Origin of the sequence: Massilia sp. CFBP9026 (genome assembly GCF_034045165.1) — a bacterium.
GTDB classification, from domain to species: domain Bacteria; phylum Pseudomonadota; class Gammaproteobacteria; order Burkholderiales; family Burkholderiaceae_D; genus Telluria; species Telluria arenae.
In genome coordinates, this window is record NZ_JAXCWH010000001.1 from 485,981 (window position 1) to 506,908 (window position 20,928).

Sequence of the window (20,928 nt, forward strand, 5' to 3'; positions counted from 1 at the left end):
GCCCGACGCATACCCATGAGCGAACCTATCCTGCCACCGCTGTCGCCACCGCTGTCGCCATCGATCCCGGCAGCCGTTGCGCTTCCGCCCGGCGCGGTCCGATCCGCCGACGCGGCGCTCGTGTACCTGGCCTGCCTGGGTGCGGCGCTGGCGGTCGGCGTGGCTTGCGAGCTCCTGGGCGGCGTGCGCGCCGCCGCCGTCCTCGGCGCCAGCGTGGTGACGCTGCTCGGCATGCGCGATTTCCGCATCCTGGCCGTGGCGGCGGCCTTTTTGCTGCCCTATGTGCCGACCTGGTTCCTGTCCGAAGGCGTGGCCGGCGTGTCCGGCCAGCGCATCGTCGGCCTCGTAATGCTGCTCGTCCTGGTATCGGTCGCCTGCGGCCATGCGCTCGATCCCTGGCGCATCCGCTATCCCCGCTGGCGGCCGGCCTTCCTGGCCTACGTCGCCGTGTTCGTGTTCGCCGCCCTCAACGGCGCCACGTCGGCGAGCGCCATCCCGGAGTATTTCAGGGTGCTCGAGGTGGTGCGCGAGACGACGCCGCTGGGCTACCTGCGGGTGAGCCTGTTCGCCCCCGCGCTGATCATCGCCGGCTGTGCGATCGTGGGCCTGCTGGCGGCGAACGTGCGCGATCCGCGCTGGCTCCTGTTGCCGGTGCTGTCGTCGGCGGTGCTGCTGGCGGCGCTGGTCGGCCTGTTCGCGCTGCACGGCGCCAGCGCCGGCGCCGACCTGGCGCAGCAGGAATCGCGCCGCTCGCTGTCGGTGCTGGGCCTGCATGCCAACGAACTCGGCCTGCTGCTGAACATGGCGCTGGCGCTGGCGATCTGCGCCCTCGGGACGGCCCGGCGGGTCATGGCCCGGGTCGCGCTGGCGCTGGCCTGCCTGGTGCTGATGGCGGGCGTCCTGATGACGTTCTCGCGCGGCGCCTTCCTCGGGCTGGCGGTGGTCATCCTGTATGCGCTGGCGGCCGCGCGCGGCCGCAGCTGGCCGCTGTGGGTGCTGGTCGCGCTGGCGCTGGTCGCGGCCCTGTCGTCCGACTCGCTGGCGCAGCGGGCCCTGCACGGCATCGGCGGCGGCGACCTCGATTTTCTCAGCTCGGGCCGGATCGACGCCATCTGGCTGCCGCTCGCGCCCGAAATACTCGACCACCCGATCCTGGGCGCCGGGCATGGATCGATCCTGTGGTCGCAGGCGGCGCAGGCGCGCACGATCTTGCCGGTGAGCCACCCGCACAGCGCCTACCTGGCCTCGCTGCTCGACGTCGGCATCGTCGGCAGCGTGCTGACCGCGCTGTTCTTCGCCCATGCCTGGCGGCTGCTGCGGCGCGCGGCGCGCCAGGCCGCCCGGCTCGCCCAGGGCGCGCTGGCCGGATTCTTCATTGGCGGCGCGGCCTGCATCCTGCTGCTGCTGGTCCAGGGCCTGACCGACGACAGCTTCATGCCGGCATTCACGCATGTGTATTTCTGGCTGTGCTACGGCGCGGCGGTCGGGACCCTGGCCCGGGCGCAGTCCGTGCATGCGACAGGCAACCGGGCACGCGGCCGGCCCGCAGCGGGGGAGGCGACATGAAAGTCTGTTTCGTCGGCATGGACAACCTGCCGGTGCTGGCCGAGGAATTCAATATGCACGGGATCGGCGGCGAGCAGGTCCAGCAGACGCTGCTGGCCGGCGCACTGGTGCGGCGCGGCTTCGAGGTCAGCATGGTTGTGTTCGACTACGGCCAGGCCGATCGCCGCAGCTGGTCGGGCGTCGTCACCCACCGCGCGTTCCGCCAGGCGGCCGGACTACCGGTATTGCGTTTCGTGTATCCACGCTGGATCAAGACCTGGCGCGCGCTGCGGCGCGCCGACGCCGACGCGTACTACCTGAGCTGCGCCGGCATGCAGCTGGGCCTGGTAGCGCTGTTCTGCCGCCTTTATGGTCGCAAGCTGGTGTTCCGGGTCGCGCACGACAGCGACTGCGAACCGGATGCGCTCCTCATCAAATACCGGCGCGACCGCAAGCTGTACGAATACGGCTTGCGGCGGGCGCACCTGGTGCTGGTCCAGACCCAACGCCAGCGCGACGCGATGCTGCAGAACTACCGGCGCCACAGCACGGTCGCGCGCATGCTGGTGCAGGCGGCGGCGGAGCCGGTGGAGCGCGAGGTCGACGTGCTGTGGGTGAACAACCTGCGCCAGTTCAAGCGCCCGGACCTGCTGCTCGAACTGGCGCGCCGCCTGCCGCGCCTGCGTTTTTGCATGATCGGCGGCGAACAGCCGGGCGCCGCCGAACTGTATGCCGGCATCGCGGCGCAGGCCGCGCAGTTGCCCAACCTGTCCTTCAGCGGCCGCGTGCCCTACCACCGGATGGCCGGACGCTACGCGGCGGCGCGGGTGTTCGTCAATACCTCGGACAGCGAAGGTTTCCCCAACTCCTACCTGCAAGCCTGGATCCACGGCACGCCCACGGTCGCCTTCTTCGACCCCGACGGCGTGATCGCGCGCGAAGGACTCGGTCATGCTGCAACCACGCTGGACGACATGGCGGCGCAGGTTGCCGCGCTGGCCGCGGGCGGTGCCGACTGGCAGGCGCGCAGCGCGCGCTGCCGCGCCTACATGGAGCGGCATTATGCCGAGCAGGACGTGCTTGGCCCCTATCTGGATGGACTCGAGGAGGTCTGCCATGGAACGAGCAACTGAACGGCCGCTGCACGTGATGTTCCTAGTCGTGTCCGCCAGCGTCGGCGGGGCCGAGACCCATGCGGTGACGCTGGCGCAGGCGCTCGACCGGCGCCGCTTCTCGGTGTCGCTGGTCTACCTGAAGGACGAGGCCGAGATCCCCGGCGCCTTCGACGACGAACATTGCCGGGTGTCGGCGTTCTGCCTCAACGCCCGCAACAAGCTCGACCTGGGTGCGGCGCGCCGGCTGGCGGAGTATGCGGCAGAGCGCGAGGTCGACATCATCGTCTGCGCAAACCCATATCCGCTGATCTATGCATGGGCGGTGCGGCTGCTGTCGCGACGGCGCCTGCGCGTGGTCGAGATCCTGCATTCGACCGAGCCGTTTACGCGGCGCGCGTGGCTGCAGATGTATCTGTACCGGCCCCTGATGTGGATGTCCGACCTGCTGGTCTTCGTCTGCAAGAACCAGCGCTCGTACTGGGAGACCCAGCGGGTGAGGGCGCGCAGCTCGCAGGTGGTGCACAACGGCGTCGACCTGGGCCGCTTCAGGAACGACTTCGGGCCGGCGCAGATATTCGCTTTCCGCCGCCTGAACGGCTTCGCGGATCACGACTACGTGGTCGGCATCTGCGGCATCCTGCGCCAGGAGAAAGGGCACCAGGACCTGCTGCGCGCGCTCCACATGGCGCATGCGGCCGGCACCTGCGCCAAGTGTCTGATGATCGGGGACGGGCCGATGCGGCCGGCGATCGAATCCACCATCGAAAGCCTGCGTCTGACGGAGGACGTCGCGATCACGGGCGTGCTGGCCGACGTGCGGCTCGCCATCGCCTCGTGCGACGTGATCGTGGTGCCCTCGCATAACGAAACGTTTTCGATCGCGGCGCTCGAGGCGATGGCACTGGGTAAACCCCTGATCATGGCCGACGTGGGCGGCGCCTCGGAGCAGGTCGAGCACTCGGGCAATGGCTACCTGTATCCCAAGGCCGACGTGGCCGCGCTGTCCGACCGCATCCTGCGCATGGCCGACCCGGGCTGCCGCAGCGCGTTCGGCGCCGCCAGCCTGCGCAAGGTGATCAGCGAATTCTCGCTGACGCGGATGGTCGACGCCTACGCGCGCGAATTCAGCGACCTGGTGCGCCACTGATATGGGACGCGCCGGCCAAGCCATGGGAGTGAGCCGGTCGGCGGCGTACCTGACCGCCGGCGGCATGGTCGAGTTCGTCTTGCAGTTCCTGCTGCCCGTGATCCTGGTGCGCCAGCTCGACCCTGATGCCTTCGGCCAGTACCGCTTCCTGACCCTGGTGCTGGGCACGGCGCTGGCGCTGGCGCCGGCCTTCATGCCGCAGGCGCTGTACTACTTCCTCCCGCGCGCCGGCAGCCGGCAACTGACGGTGATCGGCAACGCCGCCGCCTGGCTGGCCGGCATGGGCCTGGTCGTGGCCTTCCTCGTGAGTCCGGCCAGTCCGCTCGCGGGCGAGCTGCTCTGCGCGCTGTACCGGGCCACGCACGGCCTGTCGGCGCTCTACCTCGGACTGTCGGTGCTGCTGACGGTCATGACCACGCTGGCGATCGCCGAGGGGCGCATTCTGTGGCATTGCAGTACCGAGCTGGTGTTGGCGCTGCTGCGCACCGCCCTGGTGGCCATGGCCGCGGTCCTGTCGCACGACATCGGCTGGGTGGTGGCGGCGCTGGTGCTCGACGCCTCGCTGCGCCTGGCGGTGCTGGCGGCCTATCTGCTGACCCGGCCGGGCGGTGCGCGCCTGCGCTGCGAGCCGGCGAGCCTGCTGGCGCAGTTGCGCTATGCGCTGCCGTTCGCCGCGGGCGGCAGCCTGTTCGCCATGCGGGCCCAGGCCGACGGCTGGATCGCCGCGTCGGTGATGCCGCCGCACGTCTTTGCCGCGTTCACCATCGGCGCCGTGGTGCTGCCGGTCGCCACGCTGATTCGCCAGCCGATCAACAGCGCGATGCTCCCGCACCTGAACCGCGCCTTCGCCGGCGGCGCCCGCGCCGAAGTACACGCGCTGCTGCTCAAGGGGAGCGGGGCGGCGACGCTGCTGCTGGCGCCCCTGGCCTGCGCGCTGTTCCTGCTGGCGCCCGAGATCGTGGCGCTGGTGTACACCGAACGCTATCTGGCGGCGGTTCCGGTGATGCGCGTGTATTTGCTGCTGGTCGTGCTGCAGTCGGTGGCGGTCGGCTTCGCGATGCCGGCGCTCGACATGGGCCGGCTGGCGCTGCGGATCAATCTTGCCGGGCTGGCGCTGTCCGGCACCCTGAGCCTGGCCGGCGTGCACTGGTTCGGCCTGGCCGGGGCGGCGCTCGGCAGCGTGGCCGCCTTCCTGCTGTGCGAACTCGCCAATGCGCGCGCCGTCGGGAAGGTGCTGGAGCAGCCATGGCGCGCGATGTTTCCGTTGCGGCTGGCGGGGCTGGTGCTGGGCGCCTGCGTGGCGGCCGTTCTGCTGGCCGAATGGTGCGCGCCCGCCTTCGGCGCCGACCCGTGGCGCGCCCTCGGGGGCAAGCTGGGCGTGTACGCCGCCGCGACCCTGGCGCTGTTTGCCGCGTGTGGCGGCCTGGGAGAGCTGCGCCGCCTGAGCGCGCCGTTCGCCGTTGCTGGCGTGGCGCCGGTCGCGGCGCGGCCGCCATCGGCCTGAAGTCGCCATTCCTGGAGCACGTAGGTAGCTGAAACCCTAGCTGAAACCCGCTTCAGCGCCGGCTGGGGGCGCTTGAAGCACAGATTCTTCTTGCTGAGTTACCGATCGCCTTGATCTAACTCAGCAAGTGATGTGTTTATCGCGATAGGGTAGTGATAGCAGGCTTGCCTTCACGCGCCACGTCATTGAGAGCTTATGGGGATAGGCTCTTGAATAGCCGCGCAGCAGTGCGCGGTGCCGGTCCAACCGAGGGAGCAGCATGGGGAAGAACGAGATCCTGACACCGGAAGCCACGCCCTTGGACAGGTTCGATCCGGGCCCCGCGCTGGTGCCGTTCAGGCTGACGGAACATGTCGGGGTGATGGTGCGTCACCGGCTGTTCATTGCGCTGGTGACCCTGTCGGTGGCGGCGCTGGGCACCCTCTACGCGCTGGCGCGGCCACAGTCCTATACGGCCAACCTGATGATCCACGTGACCGACATGCGTTCGTCCGAACCGCGCACGCTGCTCGGCCAGGCCACGCCCGGCACGGCGTACAAGCGCGCCATGGCCGAAGCCGAGCTGCTGCGCTCGCGATCGGTCATCGGGACGGCCGCGACGCGCCTGCGGCTGGACGTGGTGGCCGAGCCGCGCTACTTCCCGGCGATCGGCACGGCGCTGGCGCGCTGGAATGCACGCCACGGCCTGGCGCCGGCGCCTTACGGCGGCTATGCCTGGGGCGGCGAGCGCATCCGGGTGAGCGAGCTGGCGGTGCCCCTGGACCTTCTCGACCAGCCGCTCCATGTCACGCGCCTCGACCGGGAACGCTACAGCCTGCGCGCCGGGGACGAAGCCCGCGCCGTCGTCGGCCGGGTCGGCACGCCGCTGGTGACGGAGCAGGGCGGCGGCAGCGTGCGCCTCACGATCGCCGCGCTGGAGGGCGCGCCCGGCACTGTTTACCTGGTGGCGCGGCGCTCGGTCCCGGCCGTGATCGACGAGATCGCGACCGCGCTCGAGGTTGCCGAACTCGGCAAGGACACGGGCGTCCTCAGCGTGAGGCTCCAGGGCGCCGAGCCGCGCCGGCTCACGGCCGTCCTCAACGAGATCGGCAATGTCTATATGGAGCATGTGCGTAGCGAGAAAGCGAGCGAGTCGACCGGGTCGATGGACGTACTGCGCGCGCGCCTTCCCGCGCTGCGCCAGCGCGTCGCCGCCGCCGAGGAGCGCTACGAATCCTACCGCCGCCAGCACGGCGCCGCCGACGTCGTCGAGGATACGCGTCTGGCGCTCGGCCGCCTGTCCGCCACCCGCGAGCAACTGGCCCAACTGCAGCGCAGGCGCGCCGAACTGGGCGTGCGCTTCGGCGACCGGCATCCGGAGCTGATGGCGCTGGACCGGCAGCTGGACGGAGCGCGCCAGGAGATTGCCGGCCTCGAGGCCCAGGCCGGGCGCCTGCCCGCCCTGGCAACCGAGCTCGAGCGGCGGGCGCGCGACCTGAAGGCCGAGACCGACCTGTATAACGCGGTGCTGCGCCGCACCGAAGAACTCGACGTCGATGCCGGAGACCGCTCCAGCAACGTCAGGATCGTCGACGAGGCGGTCGTGCCGATGAAACCGGCCGGTTCGCGCAAGGTGATCGTTGCGCTGTCCGTCGTGCTCGGCCTGTTCCTTGGCATCGGCGGGGCCTTCGTCCTGACCTTGCGTGAACGGCTGCGCCAGCCGATTCGGGGGGATACATGAAGCGGATCGCGCGTATCGGAATCGTCCTGCTGGCCGTCTGCGGGCTCTGCCTCCTGCGCGTCGCTCTCGTGCTCCTGGGAACCCTGGTGTATCTATTGCTGCTGCCAGGCGTGATCGCCATGAAGCGCGACTATCCCCATGCGGACCGGGTCTTCCTGTGGTGCGCGCTGCTGGGCTGGACCGGCGCGGTCTGGATCGCGGCCCTGGTCTTCGTGCTGACGCGGCGGACAAACGCCATGCCCGCGAATCCCGGCCATCGGCCCTCCATGGCCACCGGCGACGGCGCCGTCGTATTTACCAAGCGCGGGCGGGACTGCTAGCCGCGCACACCCACCAGCTTGTGTACCAGCTCCGACGAGGTCGATGCGGCGAATTTGCGCATCAGGCTGGCCCGGTGCATTTCCACCGTGCGCGGGCTCAGGGCCGTATCGCGTGCAATCATCTTGCTCGTCTTTCCTTCCACCAGCAGCGCCGCGATCTCGCGCTCGCGCGGGGTCAGTTGCGCCGTGACAGGGCGTTTTTCGCTGACGTCCTCGAAGGTCCAGACCCCGGCGCCCAGGGGCAGGGCCAGATCCAGCGCGCGCCCGGTCACGTGGCACCAGAACAGCTCGCCGTTGGCGCGGCGCATGATGCGCTCATCCGAATAGCGTCCCTTGGCATTCATGATGGGGATGATGCGGTCGCCGGTGCGCAGGAACTCGTCCATGGTCGGGTACAGCACGCTGAACGACAGGCCTTGCAGGTGGCCGGGCGGATAGCCGAACATCTCGGCCAGCGCACCGTTGCAGGTCTGGATCACGCGATCGACCGAGACGCACATGCCCACCGGCGCGTGCTGGAAGATCATCTCGTAATCGATGCCCGGCGCATGTAGGTTCTGATGGTTCATCTGATGCAGATCGACAGCCGTCTTCATTCGTGGTGCTATGTGTTGGGATTGGCCGTAGTTCTACGGTATTGTGCTTCTTTGTCACGTATTCTATGCTGAGAGTCTACTCAGTAGTACAGAAGAGCTTCGGCTTAACCAATAAAAGGGACGGGTATGAATAAAGTTTATCCTGACGCGCGTTCGGCCCTGGCCGGCATCGTGCAAGACGGCCAGACCATCGCCGTGGGCGGCTTCGGCCTGTGTGGCATTCCGGAAGCCCTGATCGCGGCGCTGCGCGATTCAGGCGCCAAGAACCTCACCGCCATTTCCAATAACGCCGGCGTGGACGGTTTCGGCCTCGGCCAACTGCTGGAAACGCGCCAGATCAAGAAGATGATCTCGTCCTACGTGGGCGAGAACAAGGAATTCGCGCGCCAGTTCCTGGCCGGCGAGCTCGAACTCGAGTTCACCCCGCAGGGCACCCTGGCCGAGAAGCTGCGCGCCGGCGGCGCCGGCATCCCGGCTTTCTTCACCAAGACCGGCTACGGCACCATCGTCGCCGAGGGCAAGGAAACCCGTGAGTTCGACGGCGAGCACTACGTGATGGAACATGCGCTGTTCCCGGACGTGTCGCTGGTCAAGGCCTATAAGGCCGACCGCGCCGGCAACCTGGTGTTCCGCAAGACTGCACGCAACTTCAATCCGAACGTGGCCATGGCCGGCAAGGTCTGCATCGTGGAAGTCGAACAGCTGGTCGAGATCGGCGAGATCGATCCGGACCAGGTGCACCTGGCCAGCATCTTCGTGCACCGCATCGTCCACAATCCGACGCCCGAGAAACGCATCGAACAGCGCACCGTACGCGCTTGATCACCTATATTCGGAGACAAGAACATGGCATGGACTCGTGATGAAATGGCCGCGCGCGCGGCCGGGGAGCTGCAGGACGGCTTCTATGTGAACCTGGGCATCGGCTTGCCGACCCTGGTCGCCAACTATGTACCCAAGGATATCGAGGTCTTCCTGCAGTCCGAGAACGGCCTTCTGGGCATCGGCCCATTCCCGACGGAAGAAGAGGTCGACGCCGACCTGATCAACGCCGGCAAGCAGACCGTGACGGCGCTGCCCGGCTCGGCGTACTTCAGCTCGGCCGATTCCTTCGGCATGATCCGCGGCGGCAAGATCAACCTGGCGATCCTGGGCGCGATGCAGGTGTCGGAACATGGCGACCTGGCCAATTGGATGATCCCGGGCAAGATGGTCAAGGGCATGGGCGGCGCGATGGACCTGGTCGCCGGCGTCAAGCGCGTGGTGGTCGTGATGGAGCACGTCGCCACCGCCAAGGATGGCAGCACTAGCCACAAGATCCTCAAGAAATGTGACCTGCCGCTGACCGGCGTGGGCGTGGTCGACCGCATCATCACCGACCTCGGCGTGATCGACGTGACCGATACCGGCCTCAAGGTGGTCGAACTTGCGCCTGGCGTGAGCCGTGACGAAATCGTGGCCGCCACCGGCTGCGAACTGGATACCTCGGCGCTGTAAGCCGCGCGGCCGTTAACGACAAAGGGCGCTGGAGTTTCCAGCGCCCTTTGTCGTTACAGCGTGCCGAATGACGCTCAATCCATCTTCCAGACGTATTGCACCGGAATCCAGGCCTGGGCCGGTTTCCCCTTGTGGCTCGGCGGCCTGAAGGTGCATTGCGAGATCGCGCTGCGGACCGCCTCGTCGAGCGACGCATTGCCGCTCGAGGTATAGACCTTCGATGCGATCACCTTGCCGTCGGGGCCGACGAGGAAGCCGATCGTTGACGTGCCCTCGATCTTGTCGGCGAGAGCTTGTGGCGGATACACCGGTCGGTGGCAAGAAGCGAAGTCCACGACCGGCTGCTGCGCCGCAGTCGGATTCGCGGCGGCTTGTTCCGCCACCGGCGCCTGTGCGCAACCGGCCAGGACGGCAACGGCCATGGCAAAGGCCGCGGGCATGCCCAGGCCCGGCTTCATTCCGGCACCCAGGCGTATTTCAGCTCAGTCCACTGCTCCTTCGGCGCACCGTTTACCGTACCCGGCTGGAACCGGCATTTGGCGAGCGCCGCGCGCGCCGTTTCGTCCAGCGAGGCATTGCCGCTGGTCTTGCGCACCACCGCTTCGCGCACCGTGCCGTCGGCCCTGACCAGGAAGGCGAGGGTGACCGTGCCTTCGACCTTGGCGGCCAGCGCCTGCGGGGGATACTCCGGCTTGCGGCACGACTTGAAGTTCACGACCGGCTCGGTGGTGACACTGTCCGGCATCCCGGCGAAGGGATTGACCGGCGCCGTCCCGGCGCAGCCGGCCAGGATCGTCGCTGTCAGTCCCATCATCAGTCCCATCGCCAGAATAGCTACGCGACGTTTTCCGGGCCGGAGTGGAAGGGACGGGATGCGCTCCTTGATAGGCATTACTTTTCCTTTTCTCTTATTTAGAAACCCAGACGTACTGTACCTCAGTCCACTGCTCGGTCGGCTTGCCGTCGACCGTACCCGGCTTGAACGTGCAGCTGGCCAGCGCCGTGCGGGCCGCCTCGTCCAGCGACGTGTCGCCGCTCGACTTGCGCAAGGCGGTCTCGCGCACGGCCCCTTCGGCGCTGACCAGGAAGCCGAGGGTCACCGTGCCCTGGATATCGCGCGCCAGCGCCTCGGCCGGATACTTCGGCCGTTCGCAGGAATCGAACTTCGCAAGCGGGATATTGACGATGCTGTCCGTCCTGGCCATTGCCGGGCTGGATGGCGGCGTCTGGGCGCAGCCGGCCAGGCCGGCCAATAGAAATCCGAGCACCGGGATCGCGGCTTTCCAGTTCAGCGCTTCGGTATCGGGACGAACCAGTTGTTTGATGCGTGACATGAGATCTCCTCCGTTGGCCGCCTGGGCCAGGTGGTGGGTGGAGAACTGGAGTTTTTCCAGTTCCGAGAGGGCCAGGGCCAGGCGCCGCGGTTCACCCAGTTGCCGTGCCGCGATGGAGTCGGCGATCTGTTCCCGTTCGACGCGGATGCGGCGCGAGATCCACCAGACCGCCGGGTGGTAGAACAACAGCGATTCGATGACGTTCTGGCACAGGTTGACCAGGTAGTCGTGGCGCCGGATGTGCGCCAGTTCATGCGCCAGCAGCGCTTCCAGCAGGTGCGGGGGCATGGTAGTTACCAGCGAGGCCGGCACCAACACCACCGGACGCCACCAGCCGGCCGTGACCGGGCTCGATAAGCCGTTGACGATGCGCAGGCGGATCGGCCGCGCCAGGCCGAACTGCGTGGCGAGGCGGTCGAGGCGCGCCTGCCATGCCGGATCGTGGCCTTCCCGCGTGGCCGCGCGCCGCACCCACATGAGCCCCGCGATCATGCGCAGCGCCAGGAGCAGCGCGCACACAGCCCAGGCCGCCACGATCCAGGCCAGGTTGCGCTGGAACAGGCCGCTCCAGCCACTTTCTTGTGCCACGCCGACTGCGGCGCCGGACAGCACGATCGCGAGGGCGCCATCGGCGCCGCTGTCGTTACCCAGGCGCAGGAATAGTTCGGTCGCCGGCCATGCCAGGCACAGCAGCAGCCCGATGCAGGCGACGAGGTAGCGCGTCTCGGGACGCGCCTTGCGCAGCAGGGCGAGGGCGAGCGCGGTCTGGCCGCCGACCAGCGCACCCTGCCAGCTGAAGTGGATCAGCGTCCAGCCGATGCTGTCGACGATGCCGAAGGCGTTCATCGCTTGTCCTCGTCCTTCAGGAGCTGTTCGATCTCGTCCCGTTCCTTCTTCGAGATGCCGCTTTTCAGCGCGGCCAGTACCAGCGCCTTGGCCGAGCCCGAGAAGGCGCGCTGCATCAGGTCTTGCAGCAGATTGGTCTGCAGGGCGTCGCGTTCATGGATCGGCGCGTACACGTGCGAACGTTCGCTCTCGTCGCGGCTGAGCAAGCCCTTGCCGTGCATGACCTGCATCAGGCGCAAGACCGTGGCATAGGTCACGTCGGGGCGCTGCGGGAGCATCGCCTCGTGCACCTGCTTGGCGGTGGCTGCGCCGAGCGGCCAGAGCACTTGCAGCAGGTCGAGTTCGGCGGGCGTGGGCTTGGGAGCGTCGGGGGAGCGCGACATGACATGACCTCGTCTGTTCAGGATGTACCTAGATTATCCTGTCTAGATTGCGATGTCTACATCAATTCGCGTGTTCACCCGCGCTGGGTAATGTGAGGCGATGCCGCGGTAATGGCCGCTCAGGGCAGGCGCGGATTCGCGCCGAATCGCTCGATCGTTTCCAGCAGCACCTTGGCCCGAAATGGCTTGAGAATGACGCGGCTGATATTGCGGTCGCGTAGTGCGCTCAGCAGTTCCGCCGTGGCCTGCTCGGCCATGATGGCGATCGGCATTGTCTTGCCAGGCGTATCGTCGGCGCGCAAGCGGTCGATCAGGCCCAGGTCGTATTGCCGGTCGGCGCCACGACCGACGCAATCGACGGCGACCACGGCGCCGTGGAAAGTGCGCGAGCGCAGCAGGCGCAGCGCGGCGTCGTTGCTGGCCGCCTCATGCACCTGGCTCATGCCAAGGCTGCGCGCCGTCATGACCACGGTGCGGCGCAATATCGGCTCCGGTTCGACCAGCAGGATGTGGCTGTCAGGCATCGTGTTTTTCCTCCGTACGCGCCAATTCCATCACCGCCAGGTCGCGCAGCGTACCCAGGATCCCCAGGTCGAGCGCGTCGAGCGTGCGCGGCCGGCGGTCGATCAGGCACAGGGTGCCCAGGCGCAGGCCGGATGGCAGCGCCAGCGGCGCACCGGCATAGAAGCGGATGTGCGGCGCGCCCGTCACCAGCGGGTTGTCGGCGAAGCGCGGGTCTTGCAGCGCATCCTCGACCACCATGGTGGCGTCGCTCAGGATGGCGTGCGAGCAGAACGAGAGGTCGCGTCCCGTCTCGCACACGTCGGTGCCGACGCGCGCCTTGAACCACTGGCGCTCGACGTCGAGCAGGGTAATCAGCACGATCGGCATGTCGAATTCGCTGGCGGCGAATTGGGCGATCTTGTCGAAGCGTTCCTCGGGCGGGGTGTCGAGGATCAGCAGTTCGTAGAGGGCAGCGAGGCGGCTGGCCTCGTTATCGGGTTTGGCGGCGATGTGCATCGTGGACGCGGTCGGCAATCTTGGTAGCCGCAATATAGCAGACCCGATGCGGGCATAAAAACGCTGGCGAAAAAAAACCGTGTCACGAGGACACGGTTTCTTGGGGGAGGGGGAAGCGCGGGATTACGCCGCTTCGCGCACTTCCTTCATGCTGTTCTGGTCTTCGATATGCACACGGCCACTCAGGACGTCGTCCATGCGCGCCGAATCCAGTTCCTTCTCCCACTTCGACACCACCACCGTCGCCACACCGTTGCCGATGAAGTTGGTCAGGGCGCGCGCTTCGCTCATGAAGCGGTCGATGCCGAGGATCAGGGCCATGCCCGCCACCGGAATGGTCGGCACCACGGCCAGGGTCGCGGCCAGGGTGATGAAGCCGGCGCCGGTGATGCCCGATGCGCCTTTCGAGGTCAGCATCGCCACCAGCAGGATGGTCAGTTCCTGGGTCAGGGTCAGGTCGGTATTGGTTGCCTGCGCCACGAACAGCGCCGCCATCGTCATGTAGATATTGGTGCCGTCCAGGTTGAACGAGTAGCCGGTCGGAACGACCAGACCGACCACTGGCTTCGAGCAGCCCAGTTTTTCCAGCTTGCGCATCAGGTTCGGCAGGGCGCTTTCCGACGACGAGGTGCCCAGCACGATTAGCAGTTCTTCCTTGATGTACTTGATGAACTTGAAGATCGAGAAGCCGGTGAACTTGGCGATGGCGCCGAGCACGACGAACACGAACAGCGCGCAGGTCAGGTAGAACGAACCCATCAGCTTGGCCAGCGGCACCAGCGATTCCAGGCCGTATTTGCCGATGGTGAAGGCCATCGCACCGAAGGCGCCGATCGGGGCGACTTTCATGACGATGTTGACGATGCCGAAGATCACGTGGGCGATGTCATCGATGAACTTGGTCACCGGACGGCCGCGCTCGCCCATCATCGACAGCGCGAAGCCGAACAGGATCGCGATCAGCAGCACCTGCAGGATATTACCGGTAGCGAAAGCATCCACGAACGTCGTCGGGATGATGTGCATGATGAACTCGGTCGTGGTCTGGGCATGCGCATTGGTGGTGTATTGCGCAATCGAGCTCGAATCGAGGTGGGCCGGATCGACGTTGAAGCCGGCGCCCGGCTTGGCCAGGTTGGCGACCACCAGGCCGATGGCCAGGGCGAAGGTCGACACGACTTCGAAATAGATCAGCGCCTTGCCGCCGACGCGGCCGATCTTCTTCATGTCCTGCATCCCGGCGATGCCGGCGACGACGGTACAGAAGATCACGGGGGCGATGATCATCTTGATCAGTTTGATGAAGCCGTCTCCCAATGGCTTCATCGCGGTGCCCAGTTCGGGGTAGAACACCCCCAGCAACACGCCAAGGACAATGGCGATCAGCACCTGGACATACAGTACTTTATAAAAAGGCTTCTTCATGGCAACTCTTCAACGAGGTTGGTGGTTGTTCCATGTTGGAGCAATCGTTCCCTGCGGGCTATTGTGGAAATCCGCATGCTGCACTGCACCAGGGCATTGTGGAAAACCACGCACCGCAGCGGTGCGTCGGGTGGACCGGGACGCGCAGTCGGCTATGCCGTCCACGCGGTGATGGTTGGCCGAGAGATCATCCGGTATGACGTCGGCGTCGACCTATGCTGCCATTGCGGCGCGGCGCCAGGCGCCCGGTCCCACGCCGTAGCGGCGCTTGAAGACGCGGTTGAACGCCGCCTCGGACTGGTAGCCGACCGCTTCGCCGATCGCCGCGATCGGCCGCGTGTCGCGCGCCAGCCACTGCGCGGCCTGGGTCATGCGCAACTGTACCAAGGCATCGAGCGGCGTCGTGCCCGCCAATTGGCGGAACAGGCGCGCGAAGGTGGCGCGCGACATGAAGCAGGCCGCCGCCAGTTCTTCCACCAGCCAGGATCGGTCCAGCTGCGCCAGCATCAGGCGCAGTGCGGGGCCCAGGCGGCGGTCGGCCAGCACCGCCAGCAGGCCCGGCGTGGTCGGACTATCGTCGAGCCAGGCGCGCAGCAATAGCGTGAACAGCGCCCCGGACAGTTGCGCCACCACGGCCGCGGCGCCGGGGCGTGCGCTGTCGGCTTCGCTGCGCAGCATCGTCACCAGCGCCAGCAGGCCGGCGAAGTCGGAGCGTGACGAGGCGTGCACGACGATCATGGCGGGCAGCGCCGGCTGCAGGACGCGGCGCGCGCCGTCGTCGAACACGAACTGGCCGCACAGGATGCCGGTCGGCGCGCCGTCGCCGCCATTGGCGACCCAGCGCAGCGGCGCCGGGCCCGGCACGTCCGTCAGCGAACGCGCCTGTTCCATCGGACCGGCATGCAAGCGGTGCGCGCCGCCCTGCGGGAAGACGACGATGTCGCCGGCGCGCAGCGCGATCCGTTCGCCGCTGGGTGTGTCGACCGCGGCTTCGCCCTCGACGATCAGGTGGTAGGGCGCGACGCCGGCGCTGGCCGCCGGCTGCTCCAGCACCCACGGCGCGGCCAGCGCGCAGCGGATGTCGAGCGAGGTGCGCAGGGTGAACAGCGACAGCAGGCGGCTGAGCGCATCGATGCCCTGGGCCGCGCCGCCGTCGGCCACCTCGGGCTTATTGCGCAGCCCAGCCTCCATCCATATTCCAGGCCACGCCGCGCACCTGGGCGGCGGCCGGGCTGCAGAAGAACACGGCCAGCGCGCCCAGTTCTTCCGGGGTGACGAATTCGCCCGAGGGCTGCTTTTCGGACAGCAAGGCCCTGCGCGCGGCGTCGTTGTCCAGGCCTTCGCGCGCAGCGCGGTCGTCGACCTGTTTCTGCACCAGCGGGGTCAGCACGAAGCCGGGGCAGATCGCATTCGCGGTCACGCCGGTCTGCGCCGTCTCGAGCGCCGTTACCTTGGTGAAGCCGACCAGGCCGTGCTTGGCGGCGACGTAGGCCGATTTCTGACTCGATCCCACCAGGCCGTGCACCGACGCCAGGTTGATGATGCGGCCCCAGTTTTTCTGCTTCATGCCGGGCAGGGCCAGGCGGGTGGTGTGGAAGGCCGAGCTGAGGTTGATGGCGATGATCGCGTCCCATTTCTCGGTGGGGAAGTCCTCGACCGCGGCCACGTGCTGGATGCCGGCGTTGTTGACCAGCACGTCGACCCCACCGAATTTCTCAAGGGCGTAGGCCATCAGGGCCTCGATCTCTTGTGGCTTGGACATGTCGGCGTTGTGGTAGGCGGTCTGCACCCCGAATTCGGCGCCGATGTCTGTGTACAGCTTCTCGATCTGCTGGGCGTCGCCGAAGCCGTTGAACACGATGTTGGCGCCCTGTTCGGCCAGCGAGCGCGCGATTCCGAGCCCGATGCCGGAGGTCGAACCGGTGACGAGAGCTGTTTTGCCGACTAGCATGGTGGATTTCATTGTGTCCTCTATATGAAGGTGATCGGGGGAACTTCCTAAGAATTGGTAGAATTCTAATCGTAACGCTATCGCAATGGTGAATTGCAGAGCCGCGTAACCATATTCCCATCACGGAGTCACGATGTCTGAACCCAGATTAAAAAGCGTCCAGTGCAGCTCGCCCGCCGGGCTGCACCGCGTCGCCTATAAGGAATGGGGCGACGCGGACAATCCGAAGGTGCTGGTCTGCGTGCACGGCGTGACCCGCGTCGGCAACGATTTCGACCATCTGGCGCGCGCCCTGTGCGATGAATACCGCGTGGTATGCCCGGATATCGTGGGGCGCGGGCGCTCGGAGCGCCTGCGCGACCCGGCCTATTACACGGTGCCGCAATACGTGGCCGATATGGTGACGCTGATCGCGCGCGTGACAGCCGGCGCTGATGACGAAGGCGTAGCCTGGTTCGGCACCTCGATGGGCGGCCTGATCGGCATGGCGCTGGCTGCGCTCGAGGGCAATCCGGTGCGCCGGTTCGTGCTCAACGATATCGGTCCGGTGCTCGACGGCGCGGCGCTGCGGCGCATCGGCGACTACATCGGCCAGGACCTGCGCTTCCCCAGCTTCGCCGCCGGGGCCGAGTTCGTGAAAACGGTGTCGGCATCCTTCGGCCCCCATTCCGACGACGAATGGCGCAAGCTGGCGGCCGACGTCCTGCGCGAGGGACAGGACGGCCAGTGGGAGCGCCACTACGACTTGAACCTGGCGCAGCCGTTCCGGGCCATCACGCTGGAAGGCGCCGCCCAGGACGAGGCCGCGCTGTGGGCGGCCTGGGACGCGATCCGCTGCCCGACCCTGCTGGTGCGCGGCGAGCAGTCCGACCTGCTGTCGCGCGAGACGGCGCAGCAGATGACGCAGCGCGGACCGCGTCCGCGCCTGGTCGAGATCCCCGGGGTGGGCCATGCGCCGACCTTCGTGCACGACGACCAGATTGCGATTGCGCGCGCGTTTTTAATTGGCTGAATATTTACCTTTTCGATATAGAAGAAAGAGATCATGGAAATCAAACGACTGCATGTAGGCAAACGCCTGTCCGAAGTGGCGATCCACAATGACACCATCTACCTGGCCGGCCAGATCGCCGAGGACACCAGCCAGGGCATCGAGGAGCAGATGCGCGAGGTGCTGGGCCACGTCGACCGCCTGCTGGGCGAGGCCGGCAGCGACAAGACCTGCATCCTCTCCTGCCAGATCTTCATTTCCAGCATGGACAACTTCCCCGGCATGAACAGCGTCTGGGACGAGTGGGTAGCGCAGGGGCACACCCCGCCGCGCGCGACCGTCGAAGCCAGGCTCGCCAACCCCGCCTGCCTGGTCGAGGTCTGCGTCATCGCCGCGCTGCGCTAAGGCAGGGGTATGGTATCGACCGCCCTGCTGGGCGACGTCAATAGTGGCCTGGTCCAGGGGCTGGGGCAGGAGGACTGCGTGCGCGTGCACGCGGCGCTCGAGTACGCGGCCGCGGGCTATGGCGAACGGGTTGCGGCCTCGGGCCAGGGCGCCTTCGAGTTCTCGCTCGGCGCTGCCGGCACCCTGGCCTACCTGAACACCGACGCCGAGACCCGCATCGCCGGCCTCTTGTTCGAGCTGGCGCTGATGGATCCCTCCACCTTCGGACGCATCGAGGAGCGCTTCGGCCCCGAGGTGGCGGCGCTGGTGCAGGGCGTGCACCAGCTGATCCGCCTGCGCGACCTGACCGCCGGCCAGGCGCCGGTGGGCAGCGGCAAGAACGCGGCCCAGCAGGCCGCGGCCCAGAACGAAACCCTGCGCAAGATGCTGCTGGCGATGGCCACCGACATGCGCGTGGTCCTGATGCGCCTGGCCTCGTGCGCCGCCACCTTGCGCTACTTCGCCGAACATAAACGCTTCGACGAGGTCACGCGCGCCTATGGCCGCGAAGTGCTGGACTTCTATGCGCCGCTGGCCAACCGGCTCGGCATCTGGCAACTGAAATGGGAGCTGGAAGACCTGGCCTTCCGCTTCATCGAGCCGGACACCTATAAACGCATTGCCAAGATGCTCGAAGAGAAGCGCATGTCGCGCGAGAGCTTCGTGGCCTCGTCGATCGCGCGCCTGCAAAACGAACTGGCCGCGGCCGGCATCAAGGCCGACGTCTCGGGGCGGCCGAAGCACATCTACAGCATCTGGAGCAAGATGCGCGGCAAGGAGCTCGATTTCTCGGAGCTGTACGACGTGCGCGCCTTCCGCGTGATCGTTCCCGACATCAAGACCTGCTACACGGTGCTGGGCGTGATCCACAATATCTGGACCCCGGTGCCGAAGGAGTTCGACGACTACATCTCGCGGCCCAAGCCCAACGGCTACCGCTCGCTGCACACGGTGGTGACGGCCGACGACGGCCGTCCGCTCGAAGTGCAGATCCGCACGCAAGAGATGCACAACTTCGCCGAGTACGGCATCGCCGCCCACTGGCGCTACAAGGAAGAGGGCGGCTCCAACTTCAAGAGCCAGGCCTACGACGAGAAGATCGCCTGGCTGCGCCAGCTGCTGGCCTGGAAGACCGACGTCACCGACGCCGTGGCCGGCCAGGAAGACCTGCAGAAGGAATGGGTCGAGAAGCTCAAGGCGACCAGCCTGGACGACCGCATCTTCGTGCTGACGCCGCAGGCGCGGGTGCTGGAGCTGCCGGTCGGCGCGACGCCGATCGATTTCGCCTACCACCTGCACAGCGACGTCGGCCACCGCTGCCGCGGCGCCAAGATCGACGGCACGATGGTGCCGCTGAATACCCAGCTCAAGAACGGCCAGACCTGCGAGATCATCACCGCCAAGGGTGGCGCCGCCGGCCAGGGGCCGTCGCGCGACTGGCTCAGCCCCGGTTACGCGGCCAGCAGCCGCACCCGGTCCAAGATCCGCGCCTGGTTCCACGCCCTGGACCAGGCCGAGACCCTGGCCCAGGGGAGGGCACTGGTTGAAAAATCCCTGCAACGCGAGGGCAAGACCGCGGTCAATCTCGAGCTGCTGGCGCAGAAGCTGGGCTTTGCCAAGGTGGACGAACTGTTCATCGAGGTCGGCAAGGACAAGTTCAGCCTGCGCCACGTGGAAGCGGCGCTGCACGAGGGCGCCGAGCCGGCTCCCGTCGAAGACGCGGCCGTGGTCAATAAAAGCCGCGCCTCGAGCGTGGAGCAGGGCGCCAAGTCGGGCGTGCTGGTGGTCGGCACCGAGGGGCTGATGACGGTGCTGGCCAAGTGCTGCAAACCGGCGCCGCCGGATCCGATCGTCGGCTTCGTCACGCGCGGCAAGGGCGTCTCGATCCATCGCCTCAGTTGCAAGAACTTCGCCGAGATGCAGGCCAAGTCGCCCGAGCGGGTGATCCATGTCGAGTGGGGGATGGCCGGGGTCGAAACCGTCTACCCGGTCGACCTGTTCATCCTTGCGCAAGACCGGCAAGGCCTGCTGCGCGACATCTCCGAGGTGTTCTCGCGCGAGAAGATCAATGTGATCGGGGTGAACACCCAGAGCGCCAAGGGCCAGGCGCGCATGGTGTTCACGGCGGAGATCGGGTCGACGGCGCAGGCGCAGAAGGCGCTGGCGGCGATCATGGAGGTGTCGGGGGTGATGGAGGCGAGGAGGCAATAGGGTGCTCGTGTGAACGTAATCATTTGTCACGAACGCGCATATAGGCGCCCGGACCAAGTATCATTCTGCCCATGCCGCGAACGATCCCGCCCATCGCCCAACCGACCCTCTGGCCCGCCTACCTGGCGCGCTACCTGCGCAGCTGGTGGTACATGATCCACCTGGGCGCGATCGCCGTCGTCACGGCGCTCTCGCCCTCCACCTGGCGCCGCGCGAGCTTCCACGCCACCGCGCGCCACATCCACGCCAGCACCTGGCAGGTGCTGCCCTGGTTCACGCTGGCGTCCTGCCTGGTCAGCCTGGTCATCATCCGCATCGTGCTGGTCACGGCCAAGAGCTATGGCCTGTCCGGCCTCGCGCTCGAGATGGTGGTGCGGGTGCTGGTGCTGGAGCTGATTCCACTATCTGCGGCGCTGTTCGTGGCCCTGCGCGCCAGCATGGCCTTCGATGCCGCGGCCCTGGGCCTGGCCCGTTCCGGCCTGTCGATCCGCGCCGCCAGCGACGAAGCCCTGAGGCGCGTGCGGCGCGACCTGGTGCCGCAGCTGATCGCCAACGCGGTGGCGGTGCTGTCCCTGGCGATGGTCACGTCGATCATCGTGCTGCTGCTGGCCTACCTGAACGTGTATGGTCTGTCGCCCTGGGGCATCCCCGACTACACCCGCACCGTGGGCCGCGTGTTCGCGCCGGTGGTGACGGCCGGCTTCGTGCTCAAGACGGTGCTGTTCGGCCTGGCCGTGGCCCTGATCCCGACCGCCGCCGTGCTCGAGCTGCAACGCTATCCGCGCGCCCTGGCCACCAGCGTGCAGCCCGGCGCGCTGCGCCTGCTGTTCGTGCTGATCGTGATCGAGGCCGGCTCGCTGGCCCTGAAATACATCTGAA

General features: G+C 67.1%; 22 protein-coding genes. 12 read left to right on the forward strand and 10 right to left on the reverse strand.

From position 1 onward, the window contains the following. The first annotated feature begins 15 nt into the window (after positions 1-15). The 6 genes from SOM28_RS02045 to SOM28_RS02070 all read left to right on the forward strand — a co-directional run bounded on the left by SOM28_RS02045 (position 16) and on the right by SOM28_RS02070 (position 7,351). Entirely contained in the window at positions 16-1,566 is a 1,551-nt protein-coding gene (locus tag SOM28_RS02045; protein WP_320467018.1) for an O-antigen ligase family protein, read from the forward strand. Further along, positions 1,563-2,678, forward strand: coding sequence for a glycosyltransferase family 4 protein (locus tag SOM28_RS02050; RefSeq protein WP_123071253.1), 1,116 nt, complete (start codon positions 1,563-1,565; stop codon positions 2,676-2,678). The genes SOM28_RS02045 and SOM28_RS02050 overlap by 4 nt, the downstream gene beginning before the upstream one ends. Continuing rightward, positions 2,662-3,807, forward strand: a complete 1,146-nt coding sequence (locus SOM28_RS02055) for a glycosyltransferase (RefSeq protein ID WP_183407517.1) — start codon at positions 2,662-2,664, stop codon at positions 3,805-3,807. Before SOM28_RS02050 ends, SOM28_RS02055 begins: the two co-directional genes overlap by 17 nt. Before the next feature lie 22 nt (positions 3,808-3,829). After that, positions 3,830-5,311, forward strand: coding sequence for a lipopolysaccharide biosynthesis protein (locus SOM28_RS02060; RefSeq protein ID WP_320467019.1), 1,482 nt, complete (start codon positions 3,830-3,832; stop codon positions 5,309-5,311). A gap of 259 nt (positions 5,312-5,570) precedes the next feature. After that, a complete protein-coding gene (locus tag SOM28_RS02065; RefSeq protein WP_320467020.1) occupies positions 5,571-7,031 on the forward strand; it encodes a GNVR domain-containing protein in 1,461 nt (486 codons plus the stop codon). Continuing rightward, positions 7,028-7,351 (forward strand): superinfection immunity protein, encoded by a 324-nt coding sequence (locus SOM28_RS02070; protein ID WP_320467021.1) that lies wholly within the window; start codon positions 7,028-7,030, stop codon positions 7,349-7,351. The genes SOM28_RS02065 and SOM28_RS02070 overlap by 4 nt, the downstream gene beginning before the upstream one ends. Here the strand turns inward: SOM28_RS02070 and SOM28_RS02075 are convergent. Then, on the reverse strand, positions 7,348-7,920 hold the full coding sequence (locus SOM28_RS02075) for a LuxR C-terminal-related transcriptional regulator (RefSeq protein ID WP_320467022.1): 573 nt from the start codon (positions 7,918-7,920) through the stop codon (positions 7,348-7,350). The genes SOM28_RS02070 and SOM28_RS02075 overlap by 4 nt on opposite strands. A 153-nt stretch (positions 7,921-8,073) precedes the next feature. Here SOM28_RS02075 and SOM28_RS02080 point away from each other — a divergent pair, with 153 nt between their 5' ends. Next, positions 8,074-8,769: a CoA transferase subunit A gene (locus SOM28_RS02080; protein ID WP_123069871.1), complete on the forward strand. Its 696-nt coding sequence runs from the start codon at positions 8,074-8,076 to the stop codon at positions 8,767-8,769. Positions 8,770-8,793: 24 nt separating this feature from the next. Continuing rightward, positions 8,794-9,444: a 3-oxoacid CoA-transferase subunit B gene (locus tag SOM28_RS02085; protein WP_123069870.1), complete on the forward strand. Its 651-nt coding sequence runs from the start codon at positions 8,794-8,796 to the stop codon at positions 9,442-9,444. A gap of 74 nt (positions 9,445-9,518) precedes the next feature. On the opposite strand, the gene SOM28_RS02090 is transcribed toward SOM28_RS02085, so the two are convergent. From SOM28_RS02090 to SOM28_RS02130, 9 genes are all read right to left on the reverse strand, one after another. Continuing rightward, positions 9,519-9,902, reverse strand: coding sequence for an energy transducer TonB (locus SOM28_RS02090; protein WP_320467023.1), 384 nt, complete (start codon positions 9,900-9,902; stop codon positions 9,519-9,521). Beyond that, a complete protein-coding gene (locus tag SOM28_RS02095) occupies positions 9,899-10,258 on the reverse strand; it encodes an energy transducer TonB (protein WP_320467024.1) in 360 nt (119 codons plus the stop codon). The genes SOM28_RS02090 and SOM28_RS02095 overlap by 4 nt, the downstream gene beginning before the upstream one ends. Positions 10,259-10,352: 94 nt before the next feature. Then, positions 10,353-11,624 (reverse strand): M56 family metallopeptidase, encoded by a 1,272-nt coding sequence (locus tag SOM28_RS02100; protein WP_320467025.1) that lies wholly within the window; start codon positions 11,622-11,624, stop codon positions 10,353-10,355. Next, entirely contained in the window at positions 11,621-12,007 is a 387-nt protein-coding gene (locus SOM28_RS02105; protein ID WP_123069866.1) for a BlaI/MecI/CopY family transcriptional regulator, read from the reverse strand. The genes SOM28_RS02100 and SOM28_RS02105 overlap by 4 nt, the downstream gene beginning before the upstream one ends. Positions 12,008-12,126: 119 nt before the next feature. Then, entirely contained in the window at positions 12,127-12,531 is a 405-nt protein-coding gene (locus SOM28_RS02110) for a DNA-binding transcriptional response regulator (RefSeq protein WP_320467026.1), read from the reverse strand. Beyond that, positions 12,524-13,027 carry a GAF domain-containing protein gene (locus tag SOM28_RS02115; protein WP_320467314.1) on the reverse strand — a complete coding sequence of 168 codons (504 nt, stop codon included), beginning with the start codon at positions 13,025-13,027 and terminating at the stop codon, positions 12,524-12,526. Before SOM28_RS02115 ends, SOM28_RS02110 begins: the two co-directional genes overlap by 8 nt. A gap of 123 nt (positions 13,028-13,150) precedes the next feature. Beyond that, a complete protein-coding gene (locus SOM28_RS02120) occupies positions 13,151-14,452 on the reverse strand; it encodes a dicarboxylate/amino acid:cation symporter (protein WP_123069863.1) in 1,302 nt (433 codons plus the stop codon). 213 nt (positions 14,453-14,665) lie between these two features. Then, positions 14,666-15,643 (reverse strand): AraC family transcriptional regulator, encoded by a 978-nt coding sequence (locus tag SOM28_RS02125; RefSeq protein WP_320467027.1) that lies wholly within the window; start codon positions 15,641-15,643, stop codon positions 14,666-14,668. Further along, positions 15,621-16,403 carry a 3-hydroxybutyrate dehydrogenase gene (locus tag SOM28_RS02130; RefSeq protein WP_414675121.1) on the reverse strand — a complete coding sequence of 261 codons (783 nt, stop codon included), beginning with the start codon at positions 16,401-16,403 and terminating at the stop codon, positions 15,621-15,623. Before SOM28_RS02130 ends, SOM28_RS02125 begins: the two co-directional genes overlap by 23 nt. A gap of 133 nt (positions 16,404-16,536) precedes the next feature. Here SOM28_RS02130 and SOM28_RS02135 point away from each other — a divergent pair, with 133 nt between their 5' ends. From SOM28_RS02135 to SOM28_RS02150, 4 genes are all read left to right on the forward strand, one after another. Further along, positions 16,537-17,415: an alpha/beta fold hydrolase gene (locus tag SOM28_RS02135; protein ID WP_320467029.1), complete on the forward strand. Its 879-nt coding sequence runs from the start codon at positions 16,537-16,539 to the stop codon at positions 17,413-17,415. 33 nt (positions 17,416-17,448) lie between these two features. Then, positions 17,449-17,799 carry a RidA family protein gene (locus tag SOM28_RS02140; RefSeq protein WP_123070134.1) on the forward strand — a complete coding sequence of 117 codons (351 nt, stop codon included), beginning with the start codon at positions 17,449-17,451 and terminating at the stop codon, positions 17,797-17,799. Positions 17,800-17,808: 9 nt separating this feature from the next. Continuing rightward, positions 17,809-20,049 (forward strand): RelA/SpoT family protein, encoded by a 2,241-nt coding sequence (locus SOM28_RS02145; RefSeq protein ID WP_320467030.1) that lies wholly within the window; start codon positions 17,809-17,811, stop codon positions 20,047-20,049. A gap of 71 nt (positions 20,050-20,120) precedes the next feature. Beyond that, entirely contained in the window at positions 20,121-20,927 is an 807-nt protein-coding gene (locus SOM28_RS02150) for an MlaE family ABC transporter permease (RefSeq protein ID WP_123070132.1), read from the forward strand. Position 20,928 lies beyond the last annotated feature (1 nt).